Here is a 19,678-nt window from a genome sequence, read left to right as displayed (position 1 = left end):
TACCATGTCCATCCTCAGACCGACCCACCGTCCGGAAGATTGCGAACCGACCGCCGACGAGATCGCACAGATCCAGCGGGACCGGCTCGCCGCGGTTCGCCGCGAACTGAAGAAGCGCGACCTGAGCGCCGCCGTCCTGTTCGACCCGACCCACATGCGCTATGCGACGGGGTCGCGCAACATGCAGGTGTACTCGATGCGCAATCCGGCGCGATACCTGTTCGTGCCGGCCGAAGGCAAGGTCGTGCTGTTCGAGTACGCCGGCTGCGAGTTTCTTGCCGACGGGCTCGACACGGTCGACGAGGTTCGTCCGGCGACCGCTATTTCGTACTACTTCTGTGACGACATGCTTCGTCAGGTTACCGAACGATGGGCGGACGAAATCGACGCGCTCGTTCGCTCATCGGGCGGCGGCAAGCGCATCGCGATCGAAAGCGCGACATCCGCGGCCGCGTTCGCACTTCAGGCGCGCGGCTACGAGATCTCCGATGCACAGGAGCCGCTCGAGCGCGCACGCGCAATCAAGGTGCCGAACGAAATCAAGATGATCCGCGCGTCGCTGCGCGCGGCGGAAGCGGGTGTACGCAAGCTCGAGGCCGCGCTCGTGCCGGGCATCAGCGAAAACGAACTGTGGTCGCATCTTCATCAACACGTGATCGCAACGGACGGCGACTACGTGGAGACCCGGCTGATCAGTTCGGGGCCGCGCACGAACCCGTGGTTCCAGGAGAGCAGCCCGCGCAAGATCCAGGCGGGCGAGCTGGTCGGGCTTGATACCGACGTTGTCGGCCGGTTCGGCTACTACGCGGATTTTTCCCGCACGTTCCTGTGCGGCGATGGCCCGGCGACCGACGCACAGAAGAACCTCTACCGGCTCGCGTACGATCAGATCCACGCCAACATGGAAAACGTGAAGGCCGGCACGACGTTTCAGGAATTCATCGCGAAAGCATGGAAAATCCCGCAGCCGTATCGCGCGCGCCGTTATTTCGCACTCGCGCACGGCGTCGGGATGACGGGCGAGTATCCCTATATCGTCCATCGCGAGGATAACGATGCAAAGGGCTATGACGGCGTGATCGAGCCCGGCATGACGCTGTGCATCGAGAGCTACATCGGTCACGAAGCCGGTGGCGAGGGCGTGAAACTCGAAGAGCAGGTGTACGTGCGTGACGACGGGCAGGTCGAGCTGTTGTCCGACTATCCGTTCGAAGCGCGCCTGCTCGCGTAGCAGCGGCAAGCCCGCTGCCGCCGCTACGCCGCGCCCGCCGGCGAACGATCGGGCGCGACGCGCGTCCGGTACGGCACGCGGGTGCCGATGGCGATATCGAAAAGCACGTGACGCAGGCGCGGCCCGCCTGCATCACCGCGGCTCGCCCATCCCGCCCATCAGCGTCATCAGCTGCTCGCGCAGCCACCGGCTGCCCTGGTCCTGGTCGGCGCTGCGATGCCAGTAACAGAAGTATTCGAGGCCCGGCATCTCGAACGGCAGTTCGAGGATGCGCGCCGGATAGCGCTGCAGCAGCCGCAGCGGCGCCGTCAGCGCGAGATCGCCGCGCATCGCGATCAGCGGCGCGACCATGTAGTGCTGCACGCGCATCTGGATATTGCGGCGCAGCCCCAGGCGCGTCAGCTCCGCGTCGACGTGCCCGCTGCCCTTGCGGCGGCTCGACACGTGGATGTGCCCCATCGACAGGTAGTCATCCATGGTCAGCGTGTCGCCCTTGAACGGGTGATCGTCGCGGATCATGCACGCGTAGCGGTCGCGCACGAGCAGCGCCTGGTGCAGATGCGGATCGCCGATCAGCGGCGCGTCGATAGCGATGTCGACCGAGCCGTTCGCGAGCGCGGTCGCGACTTCGCGGCGGTCCATCGTATAGCTGCGCACGTGCATGCCGGGCGCATGCGTTTGCAGCAGTTCGCCGAGCGCGGGCAGCAGCAGCGCTTCGGTCAGGTCGCTCATGCTCATCCGGAACACGCGCGTCGACGACGCCGGATCGAACACGTCGCCTTCGTGCGCGCTCGAATCGAGCAGTTGCATCGCCTCGCGCACGCGGCCGACGATGTTCTCGGCCATCGGCGTCGGCATCATGCCGGCCGGCGTGCTGACGAACAGCGGATCGTTCAGGGTCTTGCGCAGCCGCGCGAGCGCGTTGCTGACGGCCGGCTGCGTGAGGTTCAGCACCTCGGCCGCCCGCGTCAGGTTGCGCTTGGTGTAGATCGCGTCGAATACGACGAACAGGTTCAGGTCAATCTTCGAAAGGCGCATCGCCGGATCTCCTTGCCGGCATGTTACGGCGTGCGCCATCTGTTCGTCCATGGCCCCGCGCATCGCGGCGCGACGCTCAGCCGCGCGGCGGCGGCGTCAGGTACGCGGCCGTCGAGCCCGGCTCGCCGCTCTTGATCTCCATCCGTGCGATCGCCTGCAGGTGCACCTCGTCCGGGCCGTCGGCGAAGCGCAGCGCGCGGCCCCAGGTCCACAGGTCGGCGAGCGGCGTATCGGGGCTCAACCCCGCCGCGCCGAACACCTGCATCGCACGGTCGCACACGTCCGTATAGACGGTCGGCACGAGCGCCTTGATCATCGAGATTTCCTTGCGCGCCGCCTTCGCGCCGACCTTGTCGATCATCCATGCGGCCTTCAGCACGAGCAGGCGCGCCTGGTCGATCTCGATGCGCGAACGCGCGATCCATTCGCCGACCGTGCCGTGCCGGTTCAGCTGCTTGCCGAACGCGACACGCGACTGTGCGCGGTCGATCATCAATTCCAGCGCAAGCTCGGCCGCGCCGATCGAACGCATGCAGTGGTGGATGCGGCCCGGCCCGAGGCGCGCCTGCGCGAGCGCGAAGCCGCTGCCTTCCTCGCCGAGCAGGTTGCGCGCCGGCACGCGCACGTTGTCGAACGTGATCTCGCAGTGCCCTTCCGGCGCGTAGTGATTGACCACCGTGATGTTGCGTACGATCGTCACGCCCGGCGTGTCGCGCGGCACGAGGATCATGCTCTGCTGCTGGTGCGACTCGGCGTCGGGATCGGTCTTGCCCATCACGATGAGGATCTTGCAGTTCGGATGCGCGGCGTTCGTGATGAACCACTTGCGGCCGTTGATCACGTACTCGTCGCCCGCGCGCTCGATGCGCGTCGTGATGTTGGTCGCATCCGACGACGCCACGTCGGGCTCCGTCATCGCGAACGCCGAACGGATCTCGCCGCGCAGCAGCGGCAGCAGCCACTGTTCGCGCTGCTCCGGCGTCGCAAACATGTGCAGCAGTTCCATGTTGCCGGTGTCCGGCGCGTTGCAGTTGAACACTTCCGACGCCCAGCCCACGCGCCCCATGATCTCGGCGAGCGGCGCGTATTCGAGGTTCGTCAGGCCCGTGCCGGGCTCGTCGTCCTTCAGGTGCGGCAGGAACAGGTTCCACAGCCCTTCGGCCTTCGCGCGCTCTTTCAGCTCCTCCATGAACGACACGGGATACTGGCCCGCGTGCACTTCGTCGTTCCACTGGCGGATGCGCGGCACGATGTGCGCGTCCATGAACGCTTGCACGCGTTCGCGCAGCGCTTCCACTTTCGGGGTGTAGCCAAAGTCCATGATCGACTCCTCGAGATTCCGTGTTCGGTTCGGTCAGAAGGCCGAGACACCGCCGTCGACGGCGACGGCCTGCCCGGTCAGATAAGTGTTTTCCTTCGCGCACAGCGTCAGCATCGTCGCGACGATTTCGTCGGGCCGGCCGAGCCGCTTCATCGGCGAGCCCTGCGCGAGAAAGTCCTGGCGGTCGCCGATATCGCTGTCGGTGACCATCGGCGTCGTGCTGTAGAACGGGCACACCGCGTTCACGCGAATGCCGTGGCGCGCGTATTCGAGCGCGGCCGTCTTCGTGAGCCCGACCACCGCATGCTTCGACGCCGCGTACGCGGCCAGCTTCGGCGCGCCGCCGAGCCCAGCCATCGACGCGACGTTCAGGATCACGCCTTCGCGCTGCGCGAGCATCTGGCGGATCTGGTGCTTCATCCCGAAGAACACGCCTTTCGCGTTCACCGCGAAGCTCAGGTCGAGATCGGCTTCGTCGGTGTCGATCAGCGCCTTCATCGGCGGCGCGATGCCCGCATTGTTGATGCCGACGTCGAGCCGCCCGAAGCGCGCGGCGGCCGCATGCACCAGCGATGCCACTTCAGCTTCGATGCGCACGTCGCAGCGCTGCGCGATCACGTCGGCGCCGGCCGCGCGCAGCGGCGCGGCCACGCGCTCGAGCGCTTCGCCGTTCAGGTCGCCGAGCGCGAGCCGCGCGCCCATCGCGGCCAGCTCGCTCGCGAGCAACGCGCCGAAGCCGCTCGCGGCGCCGGTGATCATCACGGCCTGCCCGGTGTAGCTGTCGAGTTTCATCGCGCGCTCAGATCGTCAGGCCGCCGTCGACGACGATGCATTCGCCGTTCGTGTAGCTCGCCGCGTCCGACACGAGATACAACACGGTGCCGGCCATTTCGCGCGGCTCCGCGTGGCGGCGCAGCGGGATCTTCGCCATCCAGGTCTCGTAGATATCCTGGTCGGCGAACAGCGCGCCCGCGAACTTCGTCTTCGTGAGGCCCGGCAGCAGCGCGTTCACGCGGATGCCGAGCGGCCCGCATTCCTTCGCGAACGCCTTCGTCATGTTGACGACGGCCGCCTTCGTGATCGAATAGATGCCCTGCCGGTCGCCCGGCTGCAGCGCGTTCACCGACGCCGTGTTGACGATCGCGCCGCCGCCGTGCGTCTTCATCAGCTTACCGGCCTCGACCGACATGAAGAAGTAGCCGCGGATGTTCACGTCGACGGTCTTTTCATACGCGGCGAGATCGGTATCGAGGATGTGCCCGAAATACGGGTTCGCGGCCGCGTTGTTCACGAGGATGTCGAGCCGGCCGTGCTTGCCGCGGATGTGCTCGAACGTCGCGGCGATGTCTTCGAGCCGTCCGACGTGACAGGCCAGCGCTTCGGCGCGGCCGCCTGCCGCGACGATCGCGTCCGCGACCGCCCGGCAGTCGTCGAGCTTGCGGCTCGACACGATCACGTGCGCGCCCTGCTCCGCGAGCAGCTTCGCGATTTCCTCGCCGATGCCGCGGCTCGCGCCCGTGACCAGTGCGATCTTGCCCGTCAGGTCGAACAGATTCGTTGCCATGTTGCTGTGCTCCTCCATGTTGTAGGTTGTCGTGCCGCCGCTCAGCGATGCGCGTCGATCACGCCGACGGCCAGCTCGGCCAGCCGGCCGGTCATCGCGCCGACGCGCAGCGCTTGCTCGCTCGATGCATTGCCCTGCAGCGCGCGCGCCTTCACGCCCTGCGCGATCGCGGCAAGCCGGAAGAAACTGAACGCGAGATAGAAATGCCAGTCGCGGATCGGCTCGATGCCGCGCAGTTCGCAATAGCGCGCGACGATCGCCGCTTCGTCCGGCACGCCGAGTTCGGCGCGATCCTGGCCCGCGAGGCCGCGCACCTGCCCGCCGGACGGCAGCCGCAGGCACATGCAGAAATACGCGAGATCGGCGAGCGGGTTGCCGAGCGTCGACAGCTCCCAGTCGAGCACGGCCTGCACGCGATAGTCGTCGCACGCGAACATCAGGTTGTCGATCCGGAAATCGCCGTGGACCAGCGCCGGGCGGCCCGTGTCCTCGGGGCACGCCTTCGGCAGCCAGTCGATCAGCGTCTCCATCGCGTCGAGGCGCTCCGTTTCGGCCGCGCGATACTGCTTCGTCCACACGCCGATCTGACGCTCGAAGTAGTTGCCGGGGCGGCCGTAGTCGGCGAGGCCCACCGCGTCCACATCGACGTCGTGCAGCGCGGCCATCGTGCGCAGCACGGCGTCGTAGCACGTCGCACGATCGGCCTTCGGCAGTTCCGGCAGCGCGGGATCCCAGAAGATCCGGCCATCCTCGAAGCTCATCACGTAGAACAGGCTGCCGATCACGTCGCGGTCTTCGCAGAGGTGATACGGCCGCGCGACCGGCACCGCGGTGCCCGACAGCGCGGTGAGCACGCGGAATTCACGGTCGACCGCGTGCGCGGATTTCAGCAGTTCGCCCGGCGGCTGGCGGCGCAGCACATAGCGGCCGCTCTTCGCGCGCAGCAGGAAAGTCGGATTCGACTGGCCGCCGGCAAACTTCTCCATATCGAGCGGGCCTTCGAAGCCCGGCACGTGCGCTTCCAGATAGCGCGTGAGGCGGGCTGCGTCGAGGGGCTGGGAAGGGTTCGTCATCGTCGCGATCGTTCGTGGGGTCAGCCGTAGGTTCGCAGTGCGTGCCGTTCGGGATCCTCCAGATGCGGGATGCCGTTGAACGACGCGAGGTGGAACGCTTCGGCGTTGAAGAAAAACTGCGAAAGACTGCTGTTGCGGATCTGCAGGTTCAGCGCGATCGCGCTCGACGGCGGCGCCGCGAGCACCTGCTGCACGGTGACCGCGATCGGGCCGCCGGAGCTCACCGCGAGCACGCGCTGGCTGCCGCCGTGGCGGATCGCGGCGCGCGCGTCGGAAACGCGTTGCTGGAAGTGCGCCCAGGTTTCGGGTGCCGACTCGCCGAGCTTGTCTGCCGACCAAAGGTGCAGCACCTGCCGCAGCGCGCGGAAGTGTTCCTTCATCGAGCCGGCCGCGAGGCGGGCGATTTCCGGATAGTCGTGCGCGGCGGCCGCGAACAGCCCGTGGAAGTCGTATTCGTTCAGGCCCGGGTGGCGGTCGACCGGCGCGCCTTCGCGGCCCATCCCGCGCAGGATCGCGTCGACCGTCTGCGCATGCCGGGTCATCGTGCCGCAGACCACGCGGTCGAACGTCAGGCCCTGACGCGCGAAGTATTCGCCAAGCCACACGCCCTGCTGCTCGCCAGCGGCGGACAGCCGGTCGTAGTCGTCCGTGCCGAATGACGCCTGCCCGTGCCGTACCAGAAAAAGTTCAGCCATCGCGTGCCCGCCAGATCAGAAGGATTCAGCATAGCCAGCGCGGATGCATTTTTGAAATTTATTTCCTGAATCGGCCGGTATTCATCGTGTGAATTTATTCCCGCTTCGCGCGGCTGCGTTGCCGGGCGACCGCCCGGCGGCACGCAAATTGCGACATCCGGCATCGTCATGTCGACCACGTTCCAGGAGGGATGCCATGCTCGGTACGATCCTAATCATCATATTGATCCTGATGCTCATCGGTGCATTTCCTGCATGGCCGCACAGTCGAAGCTGGGGCTATTGGCCGTCGGGCTCGGTCGGGCTGATCGTCATCATCGTCGTGATACTGGTGTTGCTGGGGCACATCTGAACCTGCGGCACGAAAGCCGGCCGTGAAGCCGCCGCGCCGATCGGGGCGGGCGGACATGCACGCGCCGCCGAAACGCCACAATGCACGGCGCGCAGCCCCCGACAGGCCCCGGTCGTTCACGCCGGGGCCTGTCGTCATTGCGTCCTGACGCCTGCGCTCCTCCGGCCTGCCCGGTTCCGCTGCAGGCCGCACGCGCGCTGCGAAGCCGGGGCGCCGGCTGTTGCAACCCCTGTTGCAACCCGTTAGCGACCGGCTTCGGCCTCCCGCCTGAAGCCCGAATGACCGTACCAGGTCAATCTGGTCGCCCCTGCCGCGAGCGGCAGGCTGATCGCCCGCGGCGAGGTGATCAGGCGCGCGCTGATCGTGACCCAGGCGGAAGTCTTCGCCGTCAGCGGTGACAAGTTCACGCCGTCACGCGCGCGGTTCGCGCCCGACCTGTTCGAGCGGCGGGCTGAACCCGAGCACCGTGTACGCCATGGCGGACACCGTCCCTTTCCCCGCCGCGCCCCGCACGACCACTGCGCGCACGGCGCCGGCCCGGTCGAATTTCAGGCGGGTACCGACGGTCGCGTTGCGCAGCGCCTCCAGCTCCTCGATCCGCGCGATCGCCAGCTTGCGCACCGCGCCGGACACGTACACCGGCAGGAACACCAACGCGATGAAGATCGACACCGCGTCCTTCGATACGCTGTCCAGCACCGGCTGACCCGACATCACGAGCGACAGCGACGTCGCGGCGACGAAGATCGCGAGCACGGTCGCGCCCACGCCGAGCGACGAGAACCGCTCGGCCGCCTTCTTCATGCGTGCCTTCACGAGCGCGCGCGTGGTCGCGGACGGCACCAGCCATTCGCGCTGCGCGCCGTAGAACCCGGCGATGCCGAGGAACAGCGTCGCGACGGCGCTGATGCCGATGCTGGTGTACAGCGCATCGAAGATCATGCAGATGAATTCGAGCACGAACACGATCACCGGCGGCCACAGCAGCAGACGGAACGAATAGCCGTCGCGGCCATGCCCCTGGATCCACCGTCTCACCAGCGGCAGCTGCCAGAAGCGGCTCTCCCGGTGGAGCGAAAGTTCTTCGTTGTCGGTCAATTCTTCACCTGTGGCGCTCCGTTGCGTCGGGTACGGCCGATGTGGCTGATGCGGCTGAAACAGGAATGAATACCTGGGGTTATCGATTGATCCCAAAGATTCATTAGACAGTGTCTGCGCCGCCGCGCGATGCTGGCCCCGCCAGTGAACGCGGCGTCATTGCAACGCCGCGCACGAGAATGGAGTGAGACACATGCCTAACGACCACCGTCAACGGCGCCACACGCTGTGGCTGCTGTGCGCGCTTTCGTTCATCCTCTACGTCGACCGCGTCAACCTCGCGACCGCGGCCGGCGCGATCAAGGCCGAGCTCGGGCTGTCGAATACCGAACTTGGCGTCGCATTTTCCGCGTTCGCGTATTCGTATGCAATCTGCCAGATCGGCGGCGGCTGGATCGCCGACCGCTTCGGCGCGCGCATCACGCTGATCGGCTGCGGGCTGATCTGGGTCGTCTCGACCTTCACGACCGGGCTCGTGCACAGCCTCGGGCTGCTGTTCGCCGCACGCCTGCTGCTCGGCATCGGCGAAGGCGCGACGCTGCCCGCCCAGGCCCGCGCGATCACGCACTGGTTCCCGCGCGAGCGGCGCGGCGTCGTGCAGGGCTTCACGCATTCGTTCTCGCGGCTCGGCAACGCGGTCACGCCGCCGATCGTCGCCGCACTGATGACGTGGCTGTCGTGGCGCGCGGCGTTCTTCGTGATCGGCGCGGTGACGCTGGTGTGGCTCGCGTGGTGGATCGTCGGCTTCCGCGAGCATCCGATCGGCGACGACGCCGACGGCCGCACGCGCGCCGCCCGCCCCGCGCCGCCGGCCGGCCCGACGCCGTGGGGGCCGCTGTTCCGCCGGATGGCGCCGACGATCTTCGTGTACTTCTGCTACGGCTGGACCGCGTGGCTGTTCTTCACGTGGCTGCCGACGTTCTTCCTGAACGGCCAGGGCCTGAACCTGAAATCGACCGCGCTGTTCGCGTCCGGCGTGTTCTTCGCGGGTGTGGTCGGCGATACGCTCGGCGGCTGGCTGTGCGACCGGATCTACCGGAAGACCGGCAACCTCGCGCTGTCGCGCCAGAGCGTGATCGTCGCGAGCTTCGTCGGCGCGCTCGCCTGCCTGCTGCCGCTCGCGATCGTGCATTCGACGGCCGGCATCGCGCTGTGCCTGTCGGGGTCGTTCCTGTGCCTCGAACTGACGATCGGGCCGATCTGGGCCGTGCCGAGCGACATCGCGCCGACCCACGCCGGCATCGCGAGCGGGATGATGAACGCGGGCTCCGCGATCTCGGGGATCCTGTCGCCGATCCTGTTCGGCTATCTCGTCGACCGCACGGGCAGCTGGACCGTGCCGTTCATCGGCTCGGTCGCGATGCTGCTGATCGGCATCGTCGCCGCGCTGCGGATCCGGCCGGAGCGCACACTCGCGGAATCGATGCCGACGCTCGCCGACGCGCCCGCCGCGCCGTCGGCACGCTGAAGCGGTTCGCCACGGTTTCGCCTGCCTCGCCCGTCTCGCCGGCGTCGCCATCACGCTTCACCACGTTCCGCGATGCCGGCGCAACGCGCCGTTACGCGGCGCCGTCATCTCCGGCCCCGTCCCCGTGAAACAGCGCGAGAAACTGCTGCGCGGGGATGCTGAGCGGCCGGTCGCGCCGCACGAGGCTGCCGTACGACGGCAGCTTCTGTTCGAGCGCGTAATCGATGATCGCGACGAGCCCGTGCTCCGCGTTGCGCCGCGCAACCGTCAGCGGAATCACGCCGAGCATGTGCGACCGGTCGACGAGGTTCATCGTCGTCAGGATCGACCCCGTTTCGACGAGCCCGCGCGGCATCGGCTGGTGACGCGCGCGAAACTCGCGCTCGACGACCTCGCGCGCCGGGCTGCCGGCCGGCTGCAGGATCCACGTGTAATCGAGCAGCGCATCGAATTCGACCGGCCCGGCGCCCGCGAGCGGATGGTCGCGGCCCACGATGATCGCGAGCGCCTCGTCGTCCACCACGCGGAAGTCGCAATCGGTGCCGACATGGCGCCCGATCACCACCTCGAGCACGCCTTCGCGAAGCTGCGGCATCAGCCGGTCGCTCGTATCCACCGCGATGTCGATCGCGAGCAGCGGATAACGCGCCTTCAACTGCACCAGCGCCTCGGTGAGCCGCCCCGGCGACGCCGCCATGATGCTGCCGATCGCCAGCCGCCCCGCGCTGCCGAGCTGCAGCTCGCCGAGCTCGCGGTTCAGCGCCTCCATGCTGCCGCGGATCCCGCGGAAATAGCCGAGCACGCGCTCGCCGGCCGGATTCAGCACGAGCCCGCGCCCGACGCGATCGAACAGCCGCTGGCCGAGCGCGCTCTCCAGCTCGGCCAGCATCTTGGTCGCGGCCGGCTGCGTGAGGCCCATCTGCTCGGCCGCGGCGCGCAGCGTCGAGCATTCGTCCACGGCCAGCAACAGCGCGATCTGCCGCATGCGCAGCCGGTTCAGCAACTGCGGGGTCGAGTCTCGTCGGTCGATCGAGCCCATGTTTGATTACTCCAGGTTATCGATTCATCAAGAGTTTTCAATTTACCGACTCATTCCGTCTACCTAGCATCAACCCCATACACGAACGGCCACGCGCCGCCACCGGAGACGCAGCATGAACACCCCATCGACCGCCCCCCTGCCCGTCGTCGCGCTGACGCTCGGCGACCCCGCCGGCATCGGCGCCGAACTGATCGCGAAACTGCTCGCACGCCCCGACGCGACGTCCCGCGCGAATCTCGTGCTGATCGGCGATCGCTGGCTGTGGGAAGCTGGCCAGCGTGTCGCCGGCGTCACGGTCGACGTGGAACCCGTCGCGTCGCTCGCCGCCGTGCGCGGCCGGCCGTCGACCGCGCGCGCCGCGTTCGTCGAAGTCGACACCGTCGATCCGGCCGACGTCACGGTCGGGCGGCCCGGCGCGGCCGGCGGCCGCTCGACGCTCGTCGTGCTCGACCGCTGCCTCGACGCGGCACTCGCCGGCGACATCGACGCGATCTGCTTCGCGCCGCTGAACAAGTACGCGATGAAGCTCGGCGGGCTGAAGCACGACGACGAATTGCACCACTTTGCCGAGGCGCTCGGCGTGACCGGCTACTTCTGCGAATTCAACACGCTTGGCGAACTGTGGACGGCCCGCATCTCGTCGCATATCCCGCTGAAGGACGCGGCCGGCTGCCTGAGCATCGAGCGGATCGAGCAGGCGTCCGAACTGATCTACCGGTCGCTGCTCGCGAACGGCGTCGCGACGCCGAAGGTGGCGATCGCCGCGTTCAACCCGCACGGCGGCGACGGCGGCAGTTGCGGCCGCGAGGAAGTCGACATCATCGAGCCGGCGGTACGCCAGCTGCAGGCGCGCGACTGGCCGACCGACGCGCCGTTCCACGGCCCGTTCCCCGCCGACACGATCTTCCTGAAGGCGCAGGCCGGCGACTACCAGGCGATCGTCACGATGTACCACGACCAGGGGCAGATCGCGATCAAGCTGCTCGGCTTCTCGCGCGGCGTGACCGTGCAGGGCGGGCTGCCCGTGCCGATCACGACGCCCGCGCACGGCACCGCGTACGACATCGCGGGCCGCGGCACGGCCGACGTCGGCGCCACCTGGCAGGCGCTGCAGATCGCATGCCGGATGGGCGCCGCGCGCCGCACCCCCGCTGTTTCGGCGTGACACCCGCCGCCTTCTACACACGACAACATCGATTCCTGGAGACACCATCATGAAAATCCGTTCCGTACGCGCACGCGTATTCCAGTGGAAAGGCAAGACCGTCCCACCGCAGGGCAACTTCTGCTCGAACGCGATGGACCTGCTGTACGCGCCGCAGGAAACGATGAGCACGTTCCGCTTCCATGCGTGGACGGTCGTCGAGGTCGAGACCGACGACGGCATCGTCGGCCTCGGCAACGTCGCGCTCGCGCCGCACGTCGCGAAGGTGATCATCGACCAGTACCTCGCGCCGCTCGTGATCGGCCAGGACCCGTGGGACTACGAATACCTGAACCAGCGGATGTATCGCGCGACCCACGCATGGGGCCGCAAGGGCATCGGCATGGCCGCGATCTCGGCGGTCGACATCGCGATCTGGGACATCCTCGGCAAGAGCGTCGGCAAGCCCGTATTCAAGCTGCTCGGCGGCCGCACCAAGGAAAAGATCCCCTGCTACTACTCGAAGCTCTACCGCACCGACCTGAAAGAGATGCAGGACGAGGCGCAGCGCTATCTGAAGGAAGGCTTCCGCGCGTTCAAGATGCGCTTCGGCTACGGGCCCGCGCACGGGCAGCAGGGCGTGATGGAAAACCTCAAGTCGGTCGCGGCGATCCGCGAGGTGATCGGCTACGACAACGACCTGATGCTCGAGTGCTACATGGGCTGGAATCTCGAGTACGCGAAGCGCATCCTGCCGAAGCTCGAGAAATACCAGCCGCGCTGGCTGGAAGAACCGGTAATCGCCGACGACATCGACGGCTATGCGGAGCTGAACCAGCTCACGCGCATCCCGATCTCCGGCGGCGAGCACGAATTCTCGCTGTACGGCTTCAAGCAACTGCTCGATCGCAAGGCCGTGTCGGTCGTCCAGTACGACACGAACCGCGTCGGCGGGATCACGATGGCGCACAAGATCAACGCGCTGTGCGAGGCGTACAGCGTGCCGGTGATTCCGCATGCGGGCCAGATGCACAACTATCACCTGACGATGAGCACGCTCGCGTCGCCGATGAGCGAGTACTTCCCGATGTTCGACGTCGAGGTCGGCAACGAGCTGTTCTATTACATCTTCGACGGCGAGCCGGTGGCCGACAACGGCTTCGTGCAACTGCGCGACGACGTGCCCGGTCTCGGCCTCACGCTGAAGACCGAATTCCTCGACCAGTTCGACATCGTCGAGTGAGGCCCGCCATGAACGCACGCTACCAGGGCGTCTTTCCGGTCGCGCCGACGATCTTCGACGCGTATGGCGCGCTCGATCTCGACGGCCAGCGCCGCTGCGTCGACTTCATGATCGATGCCGGTTCGCAGGGCCTCTGCATTCACGCGAACTACTCGGAGCAATTCGCGCTCGGCGACGACGAACGCGACCTGATCACCCGCACGACGCTCGAGCATGTCGCGGGCCGCGTGCCGGTGATCGTCACGACGTCGCACTTCAGCGCGCGGATCTGCGCGGAGCGCAACCGGCGCGCGCAGGCGCTCGGCGCGGCGATGGTGATGGTGATGCCGCCGTACCACGGCGCGACGTTCCGCGTGCCCGAAGCGCAGGTGCGCGCGTTCTTCGCCGAAGCGGCCGACGGGCTGCGCATTCCGCTGATGATCCAGGACGCGCCCGCGAGCGGCGTCACGCTGTCCGCGCCGTTTCTGGCGACGCTCGCGCGCGAGATCGACGCCGTGTCGTACTTCAAGATCGAGACGGCCGGCGCCGCGTCGAAGCTGCGCGAGCTGATCGCGCTCGGCGGCGACGCGATCGAGGGGCCGTGGGACGGCGAGGAAGGCATCACGCTGCTCGCCGATCTCGATGCCGGCGCGACCGGCGCGATGACGGGCGGCGGCTATCCGGACGGGATTCGCCGGATCACCGACGCGTATTTCGCCGGGCGCCGCGACGAAGCGTGCGAGCAGTACGCGCGCTGGCTGCCGCTGATCAACTACGAGAACCGCCAGTCAGGCTTCCTGACCGCGAAGGCGCTGATGCGGGAAGGCGGCGTGATCGCGTGCGACAAGCCGCGCTCGCCGTGGCCGGAACTGCATCCGCAGGTACGCGCGGGGTTGCTCGACACGGCGCGGCGGCTCGATCCGCTCGTGCTGCGCTGGGGGCGCTAGACATCGGCTTACCCAGCGGTTCATGCGTGCAACGCCGCGGGCGTTGCGCATCGGCGGCCGGTGCGATGCCGGCGCGTCACGGCGTGACAGCGGTCCATCAGAAGACCGCCGCCGCCACCACCAAGATCGGAGACATCATGACCCTGTTGACCCCGGCCACCCCGGCATTCGAAGCCGGCGAAGCCATTCCGCGCCGCCGCTGGCTGCGCGTGATTCCGCCGCTGCTGCTCGCCTGCATCATTTCGTACATGGACCGCGTGAACATCGCGTTCGCGATGCCCGGCGGGATGAACGCCGATCTCGGCATGGACGCGACGATGGCCGGCCTCGCCGGCGGCATCTTCTTCTTCGGCTACCTGTTCCTGCAGATTCCCGGCGGCCGGCGCGCGGCGCTCGGCAGCGGCAAGACCTTCATCGCGTGGTCGCTCGTGAGCTGGGCCGTGCTGTCGGTGCTGACCGGGCTCGTCACGCATACCTGGCAACTGCTGACGCTGCGCTTCCTGCTCGGCGTGGCCGAGGGCGGGATGCTGCCCGTCGTGCTCACGATGGTGAGCCACTGGTTTCCCGACCGCGAACGCGGCCGCGCGAATGCGATGGTCATCATGTTCGTGCCGCTCGCCGGCATGATCACCGCGCCGCTGTCCGGCTTCATCCTTGCCGCGTACGACTGGCATCACCTGTTCTTCAGCGCGGGCGCGCTGTCGCTGCTGTGCCTGGTCGTGTGGATGCTGTTCGCCGACGACGGCCCGGAGACCGCGCGCTGGGTGTCGCCGCGCGAGAAGGCGTACATCCTCGATGCGCTGCGCGACGAGCAGGAGCGCAAGCGCGCGGCCGGCACGCCGGCCGCCGCGTCGTTCGGCGAGCTGCTGCGCAACCCGACGATCTGGCTGCTCATCGCGATCAACTTCTGCTATCAGGTCGGCATCTACGGCTATACGATGTGGTTGCCGACCCTGCTGAAAAACCTCACGCACGGCGGGATGGGCAAGGTCGGCCTGCTCGCGATGCTGCCGTATGTCGCGATGGTGGTCGGGATGATCGTCACGTCGTATTTGTCAGACCGAACCGGCAAGCGACGCCTGTTCGTGCTGCTGCCGCTGGTCGGCTTCGCCGCGTGCCTCGCGCTGTCGGTGCTCACGCACGGGTCGACGGCCGTATCGTTCGCGTTCCTGATCGGCTGCGGCTTCTTCCTGCAGGCGGCCGCCGGCGTGTTCTGGGCGATTCCGCCGAAGCTCTGCAGCGTCGAGACGGCCGGCAGCGCGCGCGGCCTGATCAACGCGCTCGGCAATCTCGGCGGCTTCTGCGGCCCGTATGCGGTCGGCGTGCTGACCCAGCACGTGAGCGCGGCGGCCGGCGTGCTCAGCCTCGCGGTCACGCTCGCGGTGGCCGGCCTGCTCGCGCTGACGCTGCCGAAGCGCTGCGAGGACTGATGCCCGATACGCGGGATAGCGAACCCAATAACGGAGACACACCATGAACGACATCCTGCTGCTGGTGCAGAAATGCGCCCACACCTTCAGCTTCTACGACCTCGACACGAAAACCGCGCTCAAGCACGTCGTGCTGCCGAACTTCCCGCACGAGTTCACCGTCGACGTGAACGAGCGCTATGCGTATGTCGGCATCTTCGGGATCGAGACCGCGTGGTCGCGCGGCCATGAAGGCGATCACCGGATCGCCGAGATCGACTTGGTCGAGCGCACGCACACGCGCATGCTCGACCTGTGGCCGTACTACCGGCCGCACGGGATGGCCTGCGACCGCGACGGCCGGCTGTATGCGATGAGCGAGGCGCACGACATGCTGCTCGTGTTCGACGAGCCGACCCGGCAGCCGGTGCCGAACATGGCCGTGCCGTCCGGCGGCGTGAAGACGCACCTCGTCACGCTCACACGCGACGCGAGCCGCGCGTATGGCGTGCACCTGCTGTCGAATACCGTCACGCAATTCCATCCGCGCGACGCGACGGTCGCGCCGCGCGCGGTGATGCCCGGCCCGCGCCCCGAAGGTAACGCGCTGTCGGGCGACGAGCGCACGCTGTTCGTCGCGAATCGCGGCGACGATACGCTGGTCGAGATCGATACCGAAACGATGACCTGCGGCCGCCGCGTGAAGACGCGCAGCGATCCGAACCGCATCTACCGGACGAGCGCGCCGGACGGCCGCGACCTGTTGCTGCTGACCAATTCGGGCGAACGGTCGATCTCCGTGTTCGATGCGCGCCAGCTCGAGGAGATCGAACGCATCGTGCTGCCCGCGAACCCGACCGCGCTGTCGTTCCATCCGTCGCGGCGCGTCGCGTACGTGTCGTTCCAGGACGACTACGTGCGCGAACTCGATCTCGATACGTGGCGTTTCGTCGGTGCACTGGCGACGCTGCGCGAGCCCGATGCGTCGTACGTGCTCGCCGGAGCGCGCTGACATGCACGACGGACCGCCGCCCGACGGCATGCCGGACGCGCTCGTCGATGCGCATCACCACCTGTGGCGGCTCGATGCGGGCGCGCATTATCCGTGGCTGCAGACGCAATACGATCCGGCGCGCTTCATGTTCGGCGACTACGCGGCGCTGTGCCGCGATTTCGACGTGGACGATTTCCGGCACGCGGCGCAACCCGCGCCGATCGTCGCCAGCGTGCACGTCGAGGCCGAGCGCGCGCGCGACGAGGCGCTGGCGGAAACGCGCTGGCTGCACGAGGTCGCGGCCGCGCACGGGCTGCCGTCGGCGGTCGTCGCGTGGGTCGACCTGCTGGCGGGCGACGCGGACGAACGGCTCGCCGAGCAGGCCGCGTGGCCGCTCGTGCGCGGCGTGCGCTTCAAGCCGCGCACCGCGGCCGCGCCGGATGCGCCCGTCGACGGGCCGGGCACGCTGCGCGATCCGCGCTGGCCGGCCGCGCTGGAGCGGCTCGCCGCGCACGGCCTGTGCTGGGATCTGCGCGTGCCGTTCTGGCATCTCGGCTGCGCGGCCGCGCTGCTCGCCGATGCCCCAGATGTGGACGTCGTGCTCGAACACGCGGGGCTGCCGTGGGATCGCTCGGACGCGGGGCTCGCGCGCTGGCGCCACGGCATGGAAGCGCTCGCGGCATCGCCGCGCGTGGTCGTGAAAATCTCCGAACTCGGCTTGCGCGATGCCGTGTGGAACGACGCGGACAACGCGCGGATCATCCGCGACACGATCGCGATCTTCGGCCCGGAACGCTGCCTGTTCGCCAGCAATTTCCCGGTGGCCGGCCTGCGCGTGTCCTATCCCGTGCTGCTGCGCACGTTCGCCCGCGCGATGGCGCACCTCGACGGCGCGGCGCGCCGTGCGATCTGGCATGACAACGCGCTGCGGGTGTACCGGATCGCGCTCGACGCGCCGCAGCAGCGGCCGGCCCGCGGATAACGCCGCCTTACGCTTCCTTCCTCCTCCTGCCGATCGGGCGCCGCTCCGCGCTGCGTCCCGACCACCACATTTTGTGCATCGCACGACCGATCGTGAGCAAAAAGTATCGGTTCGCGAATTCTTTTGATGTGGTGATCGCATCGCCCCCGTCACACCATTCGCGCGTGAACGTGCTTGACCCGGCCCTTGGGGTCGCCCTTATGCTATCCGCAACGAATCGACCGCAGAGAGAGGTGACGGATGGCCAGGTCCACGCCCCGTTTGAACGCATCGGCGGCCGCCGCACGCCTCGGCGTGTCGATCAAGGCGCTGCGGCTGTACGAGCGGCACGGCCTTGTCTCGCCGGAGCGCACGCCGGCCGGCTACCGTGCGTATGGCCCGGACGATCTCGCTCGCGCGGCCGGCATCGCGGCGCTGCGTGCACTTGGCCTCAGTCTCGCGCAGGTGGCGCGCGTGCTTGACGGCGACGCGCGCAGCCTCAGCGACGCGTTGGCGGCCCATGAAGCGACGCTCGAGCGCGGCATTCAGGATCTCGCGCGCAAGGTCGACAAGGTTCGCGGAATTCGCGCCGATCTCGCGCGCGGCCGGATGCCCGACGACGGGGAATTGACGCAACTGCTCGACCCGGCGGCTACCGCCGTCGCGTTCAGCCTGCCGTGGCCGTGGGGCGGCGAGTGGTTCGAGTGTCGCGACATCCGGCCGCTGAACTACATCATCGGCTCGCTGGGAAGCGGCAAGACGCGGCTGGCGCTTCGGCTCGCCGACGCGCTGCCCGGCGCGGTATTCGTGGGCCTCGATCGACTGGAGAACGACGGCGCGGCGGCACGCGATTCATTGCACGCCGATCCTGCGCTGAAGTCGCGCGTCGACCGCGCATCGGCCTCGCTCGCCGACCAAGGCGCGACACCGTCGGCAGCGCTGACCGCGCTGCTTGTCAGCCTCGAAGCGGAACGCCCGCGCGCGCTGGTCATCGACATGATCGAACAGGATCTCGACCGGCGTACGCAACAGGCATTGATTGCGTATCTTCGCGAACGCGCCGCCGCCGGCATGCGGCCGCTGTTCCTGCTGACGCGCTCGTCGGCGATCCTCGATCTGGCGGCGGTCGGCCCCGACGAAACCCTCCTCCTGTGCCCGGCCAATCACAGCCCGCCTTCACGCGTGGCGCCGTACCCGGGGGCGCCCGGCTACGAAACCGTGGCCACGTGCCTGGCGTCACCCGAGATCCGCGAGCGGCTCGCCCGCCGGCCGGAAGCGTCGTGATCCGCCGTCAGGATGTCGGTCGCACCATCCTGCGCGCCATCGCCGGGCTCACCGCATGCACCGGATCGAAGCCGAAAAATTCGAGCACGTGCCGCGCGACGTCGTCGCGATCGTTGTCTGCGCAGATCATGTGATAGCTGTTCTCCAGCACGATCCCGCGCACATCGGGCATCTTCTCCAGCAGGAAATCGGCCGAGCGCAGGCTCGTCAGTTCGTCCTCGCGCGCATGCAGCACGAGCGTCGGGCACGGCGTGCCGGCCGCCGCGTCGAGCGCCCAGTCGCGCATCCGGTCGACCTGCCGCACGCATGCGAGCGGCACCCACGCATAATGGAAGCTGTCCTGCCGCTCGAACTTCTTCTTCACGATCGCGCGGATCGTCGCGTTCTTGATGCCGAACGGCTCGCCTTCCTCGACGCGCATCCGCTCCGCGACGCCCGGCACGCGGTACAGCACGTGCCGCAGCGACCGGTACCACGGCGTCGACCAGCCGTCGAGGAACACCGGCGCGGCCAGCAACGCGAGCCGCCCGCGCGCATGCTGCACGCGGTGGCACAGCAGCAGCGCGACCAGCGCGCCCATGCACATGCCCGCGACATGCAGCGTGTCGTACTCGCTTTCCAGCGCACGATATTGTTCGGTCACCGCGTCGAGCCACGCCTCCGCGCGCACGCCGACCAGATCCTCGGGGCGCGTGCCGTGCCCCGGCAGCGTGATCATGTGCGTATCGGCGCCCGCGCGCCGCATCGCCTTGTGCAGCGAACCGAGATCGGATTGCGTGCCGCCGAGGCCGTGGATCAGCAGGACGCCCGTGCGGCCCGTCACGACGCGTGCCCG

Annotated in this window: 19 protein-coding genes; 10 read left to right on the top strand and 9 right to left on the bottom strand. The window is 68.0% G+C overall.

From position 1 onward, the window contains the following. Positions 1-4 precede the first annotated feature (4 nt). On the top strand, positions 5-1,231 hold the full coding sequence (locus BFF94_RS24630) for a M24 family metallopeptidase (RefSeq protein WP_128850899.1): 1,227 nt from the start codon (positions 5-7) through the stop codon (positions 1,229-1,231). 132 nt (positions 1,232-1,363) lie between these two features. Here BFF94_RS24630 and BFF94_RS24625 read toward each other — a convergent pair whose 3' ends face one another. The 6 genes from BFF94_RS24625 to BFF94_RS24600 all read right to left on the bottom strand — a co-directional run bounded on the left by BFF94_RS24625 (position 1,364) and on the right by BFF94_RS24600 (position 6,922). Further along, the gene (locus BFF94_RS24625) at positions 1,364-2,269 is read right to left on the bottom strand and encodes a LysR family transcriptional regulator (RefSeq protein ID WP_128850897.1); all 906 of its coding nucleotides are present in this window, start codon (positions 2,267-2,269) and stop codon (positions 1,364-1,366) included. 76 nt (positions 2,270-2,345) lie between these two features. Further along, positions 2,346-3,590 carry an acyl-CoA dehydrogenase family protein gene (locus BFF94_RS24620; RefSeq protein WP_128850894.1) on the bottom strand — a complete coding sequence of 415 codons (1,245 nt, stop codon included), beginning with the start codon at positions 3,588-3,590 and terminating at the stop codon, positions 2,346-2,348. Positions 3,591-3,623: 33 nt separating this feature from the next. Further along, positions 3,624-4,382, bottom strand: a complete 759-nt coding sequence (locus tag BFF94_RS24615; protein ID WP_219139963.1) for an SDR family NAD(P)-dependent oxidoreductase — start codon at positions 4,380-4,382, stop codon at positions 3,624-3,626. A gap of 7 nt (positions 4,383-4,389) precedes the next feature. Continuing rightward, on the bottom strand, positions 4,390-5,154 hold the full coding sequence (locus BFF94_RS24610) for an SDR family oxidoreductase (protein ID WP_128846825.1): 765 nt from the start codon (positions 5,152-5,154) through the stop codon (positions 4,390-4,392). Between the two features lie 41 nt (positions 5,155-5,195). Beyond that, on the bottom strand, positions 5,196-6,227 hold the full coding sequence (locus BFF94_RS24605) for a phosphotransferase (protein WP_128846822.1): 1,032 nt from the start codon (positions 6,225-6,227) through the stop codon (positions 5,196-5,198). Between the two features lie 20 nt (positions 6,228-6,247). Next, positions 6,248-6,922 (bottom strand): histidine phosphatase family protein, encoded by a 675-nt coding sequence (locus tag BFF94_RS24600; RefSeq protein ID WP_128846819.1) that lies wholly within the window; start codon positions 6,920-6,922, stop codon positions 6,248-6,250. A 196-nt stretch (positions 6,923-7,118) separates the two neighbouring features. Between BFF94_RS24600 and BFF94_RS24595 the strand changes: the two genes are divergently transcribed. Next, positions 7,119-7,274 (top strand): DUF3309 family protein, encoded by a 156-nt coding sequence (locus tag BFF94_RS24595; protein ID WP_128846816.1) that lies wholly within the window; start codon positions 7,119-7,121, stop codon positions 7,272-7,274. 411 nt (positions 7,275-7,685) lie between these two features. On the opposite strand, the gene BFF94_RS24590 is transcribed toward BFF94_RS24595, so the two are convergent. Next, positions 7,686-8,372, bottom strand: coding sequence for a hypothetical protein (locus tag BFF94_RS24590; RefSeq protein WP_128846814.1), 687 nt, complete (start codon positions 8,370-8,372; stop codon positions 7,686-7,688). 193 nt (positions 8,373-8,565) lie between these two features. On the opposite strand from BFF94_RS24590, the gene BFF94_RS24585 reads away from it, so the two are divergent. Next, positions 8,566-9,840 (top strand): MFS transporter, encoded by a 1,275-nt coding sequence (locus tag BFF94_RS24585; protein ID WP_219139962.1) that lies wholly within the window; start codon positions 8,566-8,568, stop codon positions 9,838-9,840. 91 nt (positions 9,841-9,931) lie between these two features. On the opposite strand, the gene BFF94_RS24580 is transcribed toward BFF94_RS24585, so the two are convergent. Continuing rightward, positions 9,932-10,879: a LysR family transcriptional regulator gene (locus BFF94_RS24580; protein WP_219139961.1), complete on the bottom strand. Its 948-nt coding sequence runs from the start codon at positions 10,877-10,879 to the stop codon at positions 9,932-9,934. Between the two features lie 115 nt (positions 10,880-10,994). Here BFF94_RS24580 and BFF94_RS24575 point away from each other — a divergent pair, with 115 nt between their 5' ends. The 7 genes from BFF94_RS24575 (at position 10,995) to BFF94_RS24545 (ending at position 18,843) form a co-directional block, all read left to right on the top strand. Further along, positions 10,995-12,047 carry a 4-hydroxythreonine-4-phosphate dehydrogenase PdxA gene (locus BFF94_RS24575; RefSeq protein ID WP_219139960.1) on the top strand — a complete coding sequence of 351 codons (1,053 nt, stop codon included), beginning with the start codon at positions 10,995-10,997 and terminating at the stop codon, positions 12,045-12,047. A gap of 49 nt (positions 12,048-12,096) precedes the next feature. Further along, complete coding sequence (locus BFF94_RS24570) at positions 12,097-13,269, top strand: L-rhamnonate dehydratase (RefSeq protein ID WP_128844507.1); 1,173 nt, start codon at positions 12,097-12,099, stop codon at positions 13,267-13,269. An 8-nt stretch (positions 13,270-13,277) separates the two neighbouring features. Then, positions 13,278-14,195 carry a dihydrodipicolinate synthase family protein gene (locus BFF94_RS24565; RefSeq protein ID WP_128844509.1) on the top strand — a complete coding sequence of 306 codons (918 nt, stop codon included), beginning with the start codon at positions 13,278-13,280 and terminating at the stop codon, positions 14,193-14,195. Between the two features lie 137 nt (positions 14,196-14,332). Further along, positions 14,333-15,625, top strand: coding sequence for an MFS transporter (locus BFF94_RS24560; protein ID WP_219139959.1), 1,293 nt, complete (start codon positions 14,333-14,335; stop codon positions 15,623-15,625). A 43-nt stretch (positions 15,626-15,668) separates the two neighbouring features. Beyond that, positions 15,669-16,616, top strand: coding sequence for a YncE family protein (locus BFF94_RS24555; RefSeq protein ID WP_128844512.1), 948 nt, complete (start codon positions 15,669-15,671; stop codon positions 16,614-16,616). A gap of 1 nt (position 16,617) precedes the next feature. After that, positions 16,618-17,580 carry an amidohydrolase family protein gene (locus BFF94_RS24550; RefSeq protein WP_219139958.1) on the top strand — a complete coding sequence of 321 codons (963 nt, stop codon included), beginning with the start codon at positions 16,618-16,620 and terminating at the stop codon, positions 17,578-17,580. 240 nt (positions 17,581-17,820) lie between these two features. Continuing rightward, positions 17,821-18,843, top strand: a complete 1,023-nt coding sequence (locus BFF94_RS24545) for a MerR family transcriptional regulator (protein WP_128841957.1) — start codon at positions 17,821-17,823, stop codon at positions 18,841-18,843. Positions 18,844-18,850: 7 nt separating this feature from the next. Here BFF94_RS24545 and BFF94_RS24540 read toward each other — a convergent pair whose 3' ends face one another. Further along, positions 18,851-19,666: an alpha/beta hydrolase gene (locus BFF94_RS24540; protein WP_128841956.1), complete on the bottom strand. Its 816-nt coding sequence runs from the start codon at positions 19,664-19,666 to the stop codon at positions 18,851-18,853. Positions 19,667-19,678 lie beyond the last annotated feature (12 nt).

This window comes from Burkholderia catarinensis, assembly GCF_001883705.2.
In the GTDB taxonomy this organism is placed as follows: domain Bacteria; phylum Pseudomonadota; class Gammaproteobacteria; order Burkholderiales; family Burkholderiaceae; genus Burkholderia; species Burkholderia catarinensis.
This window is presented reverse-complemented; position numbering and strand designations above follow the sequence as displayed.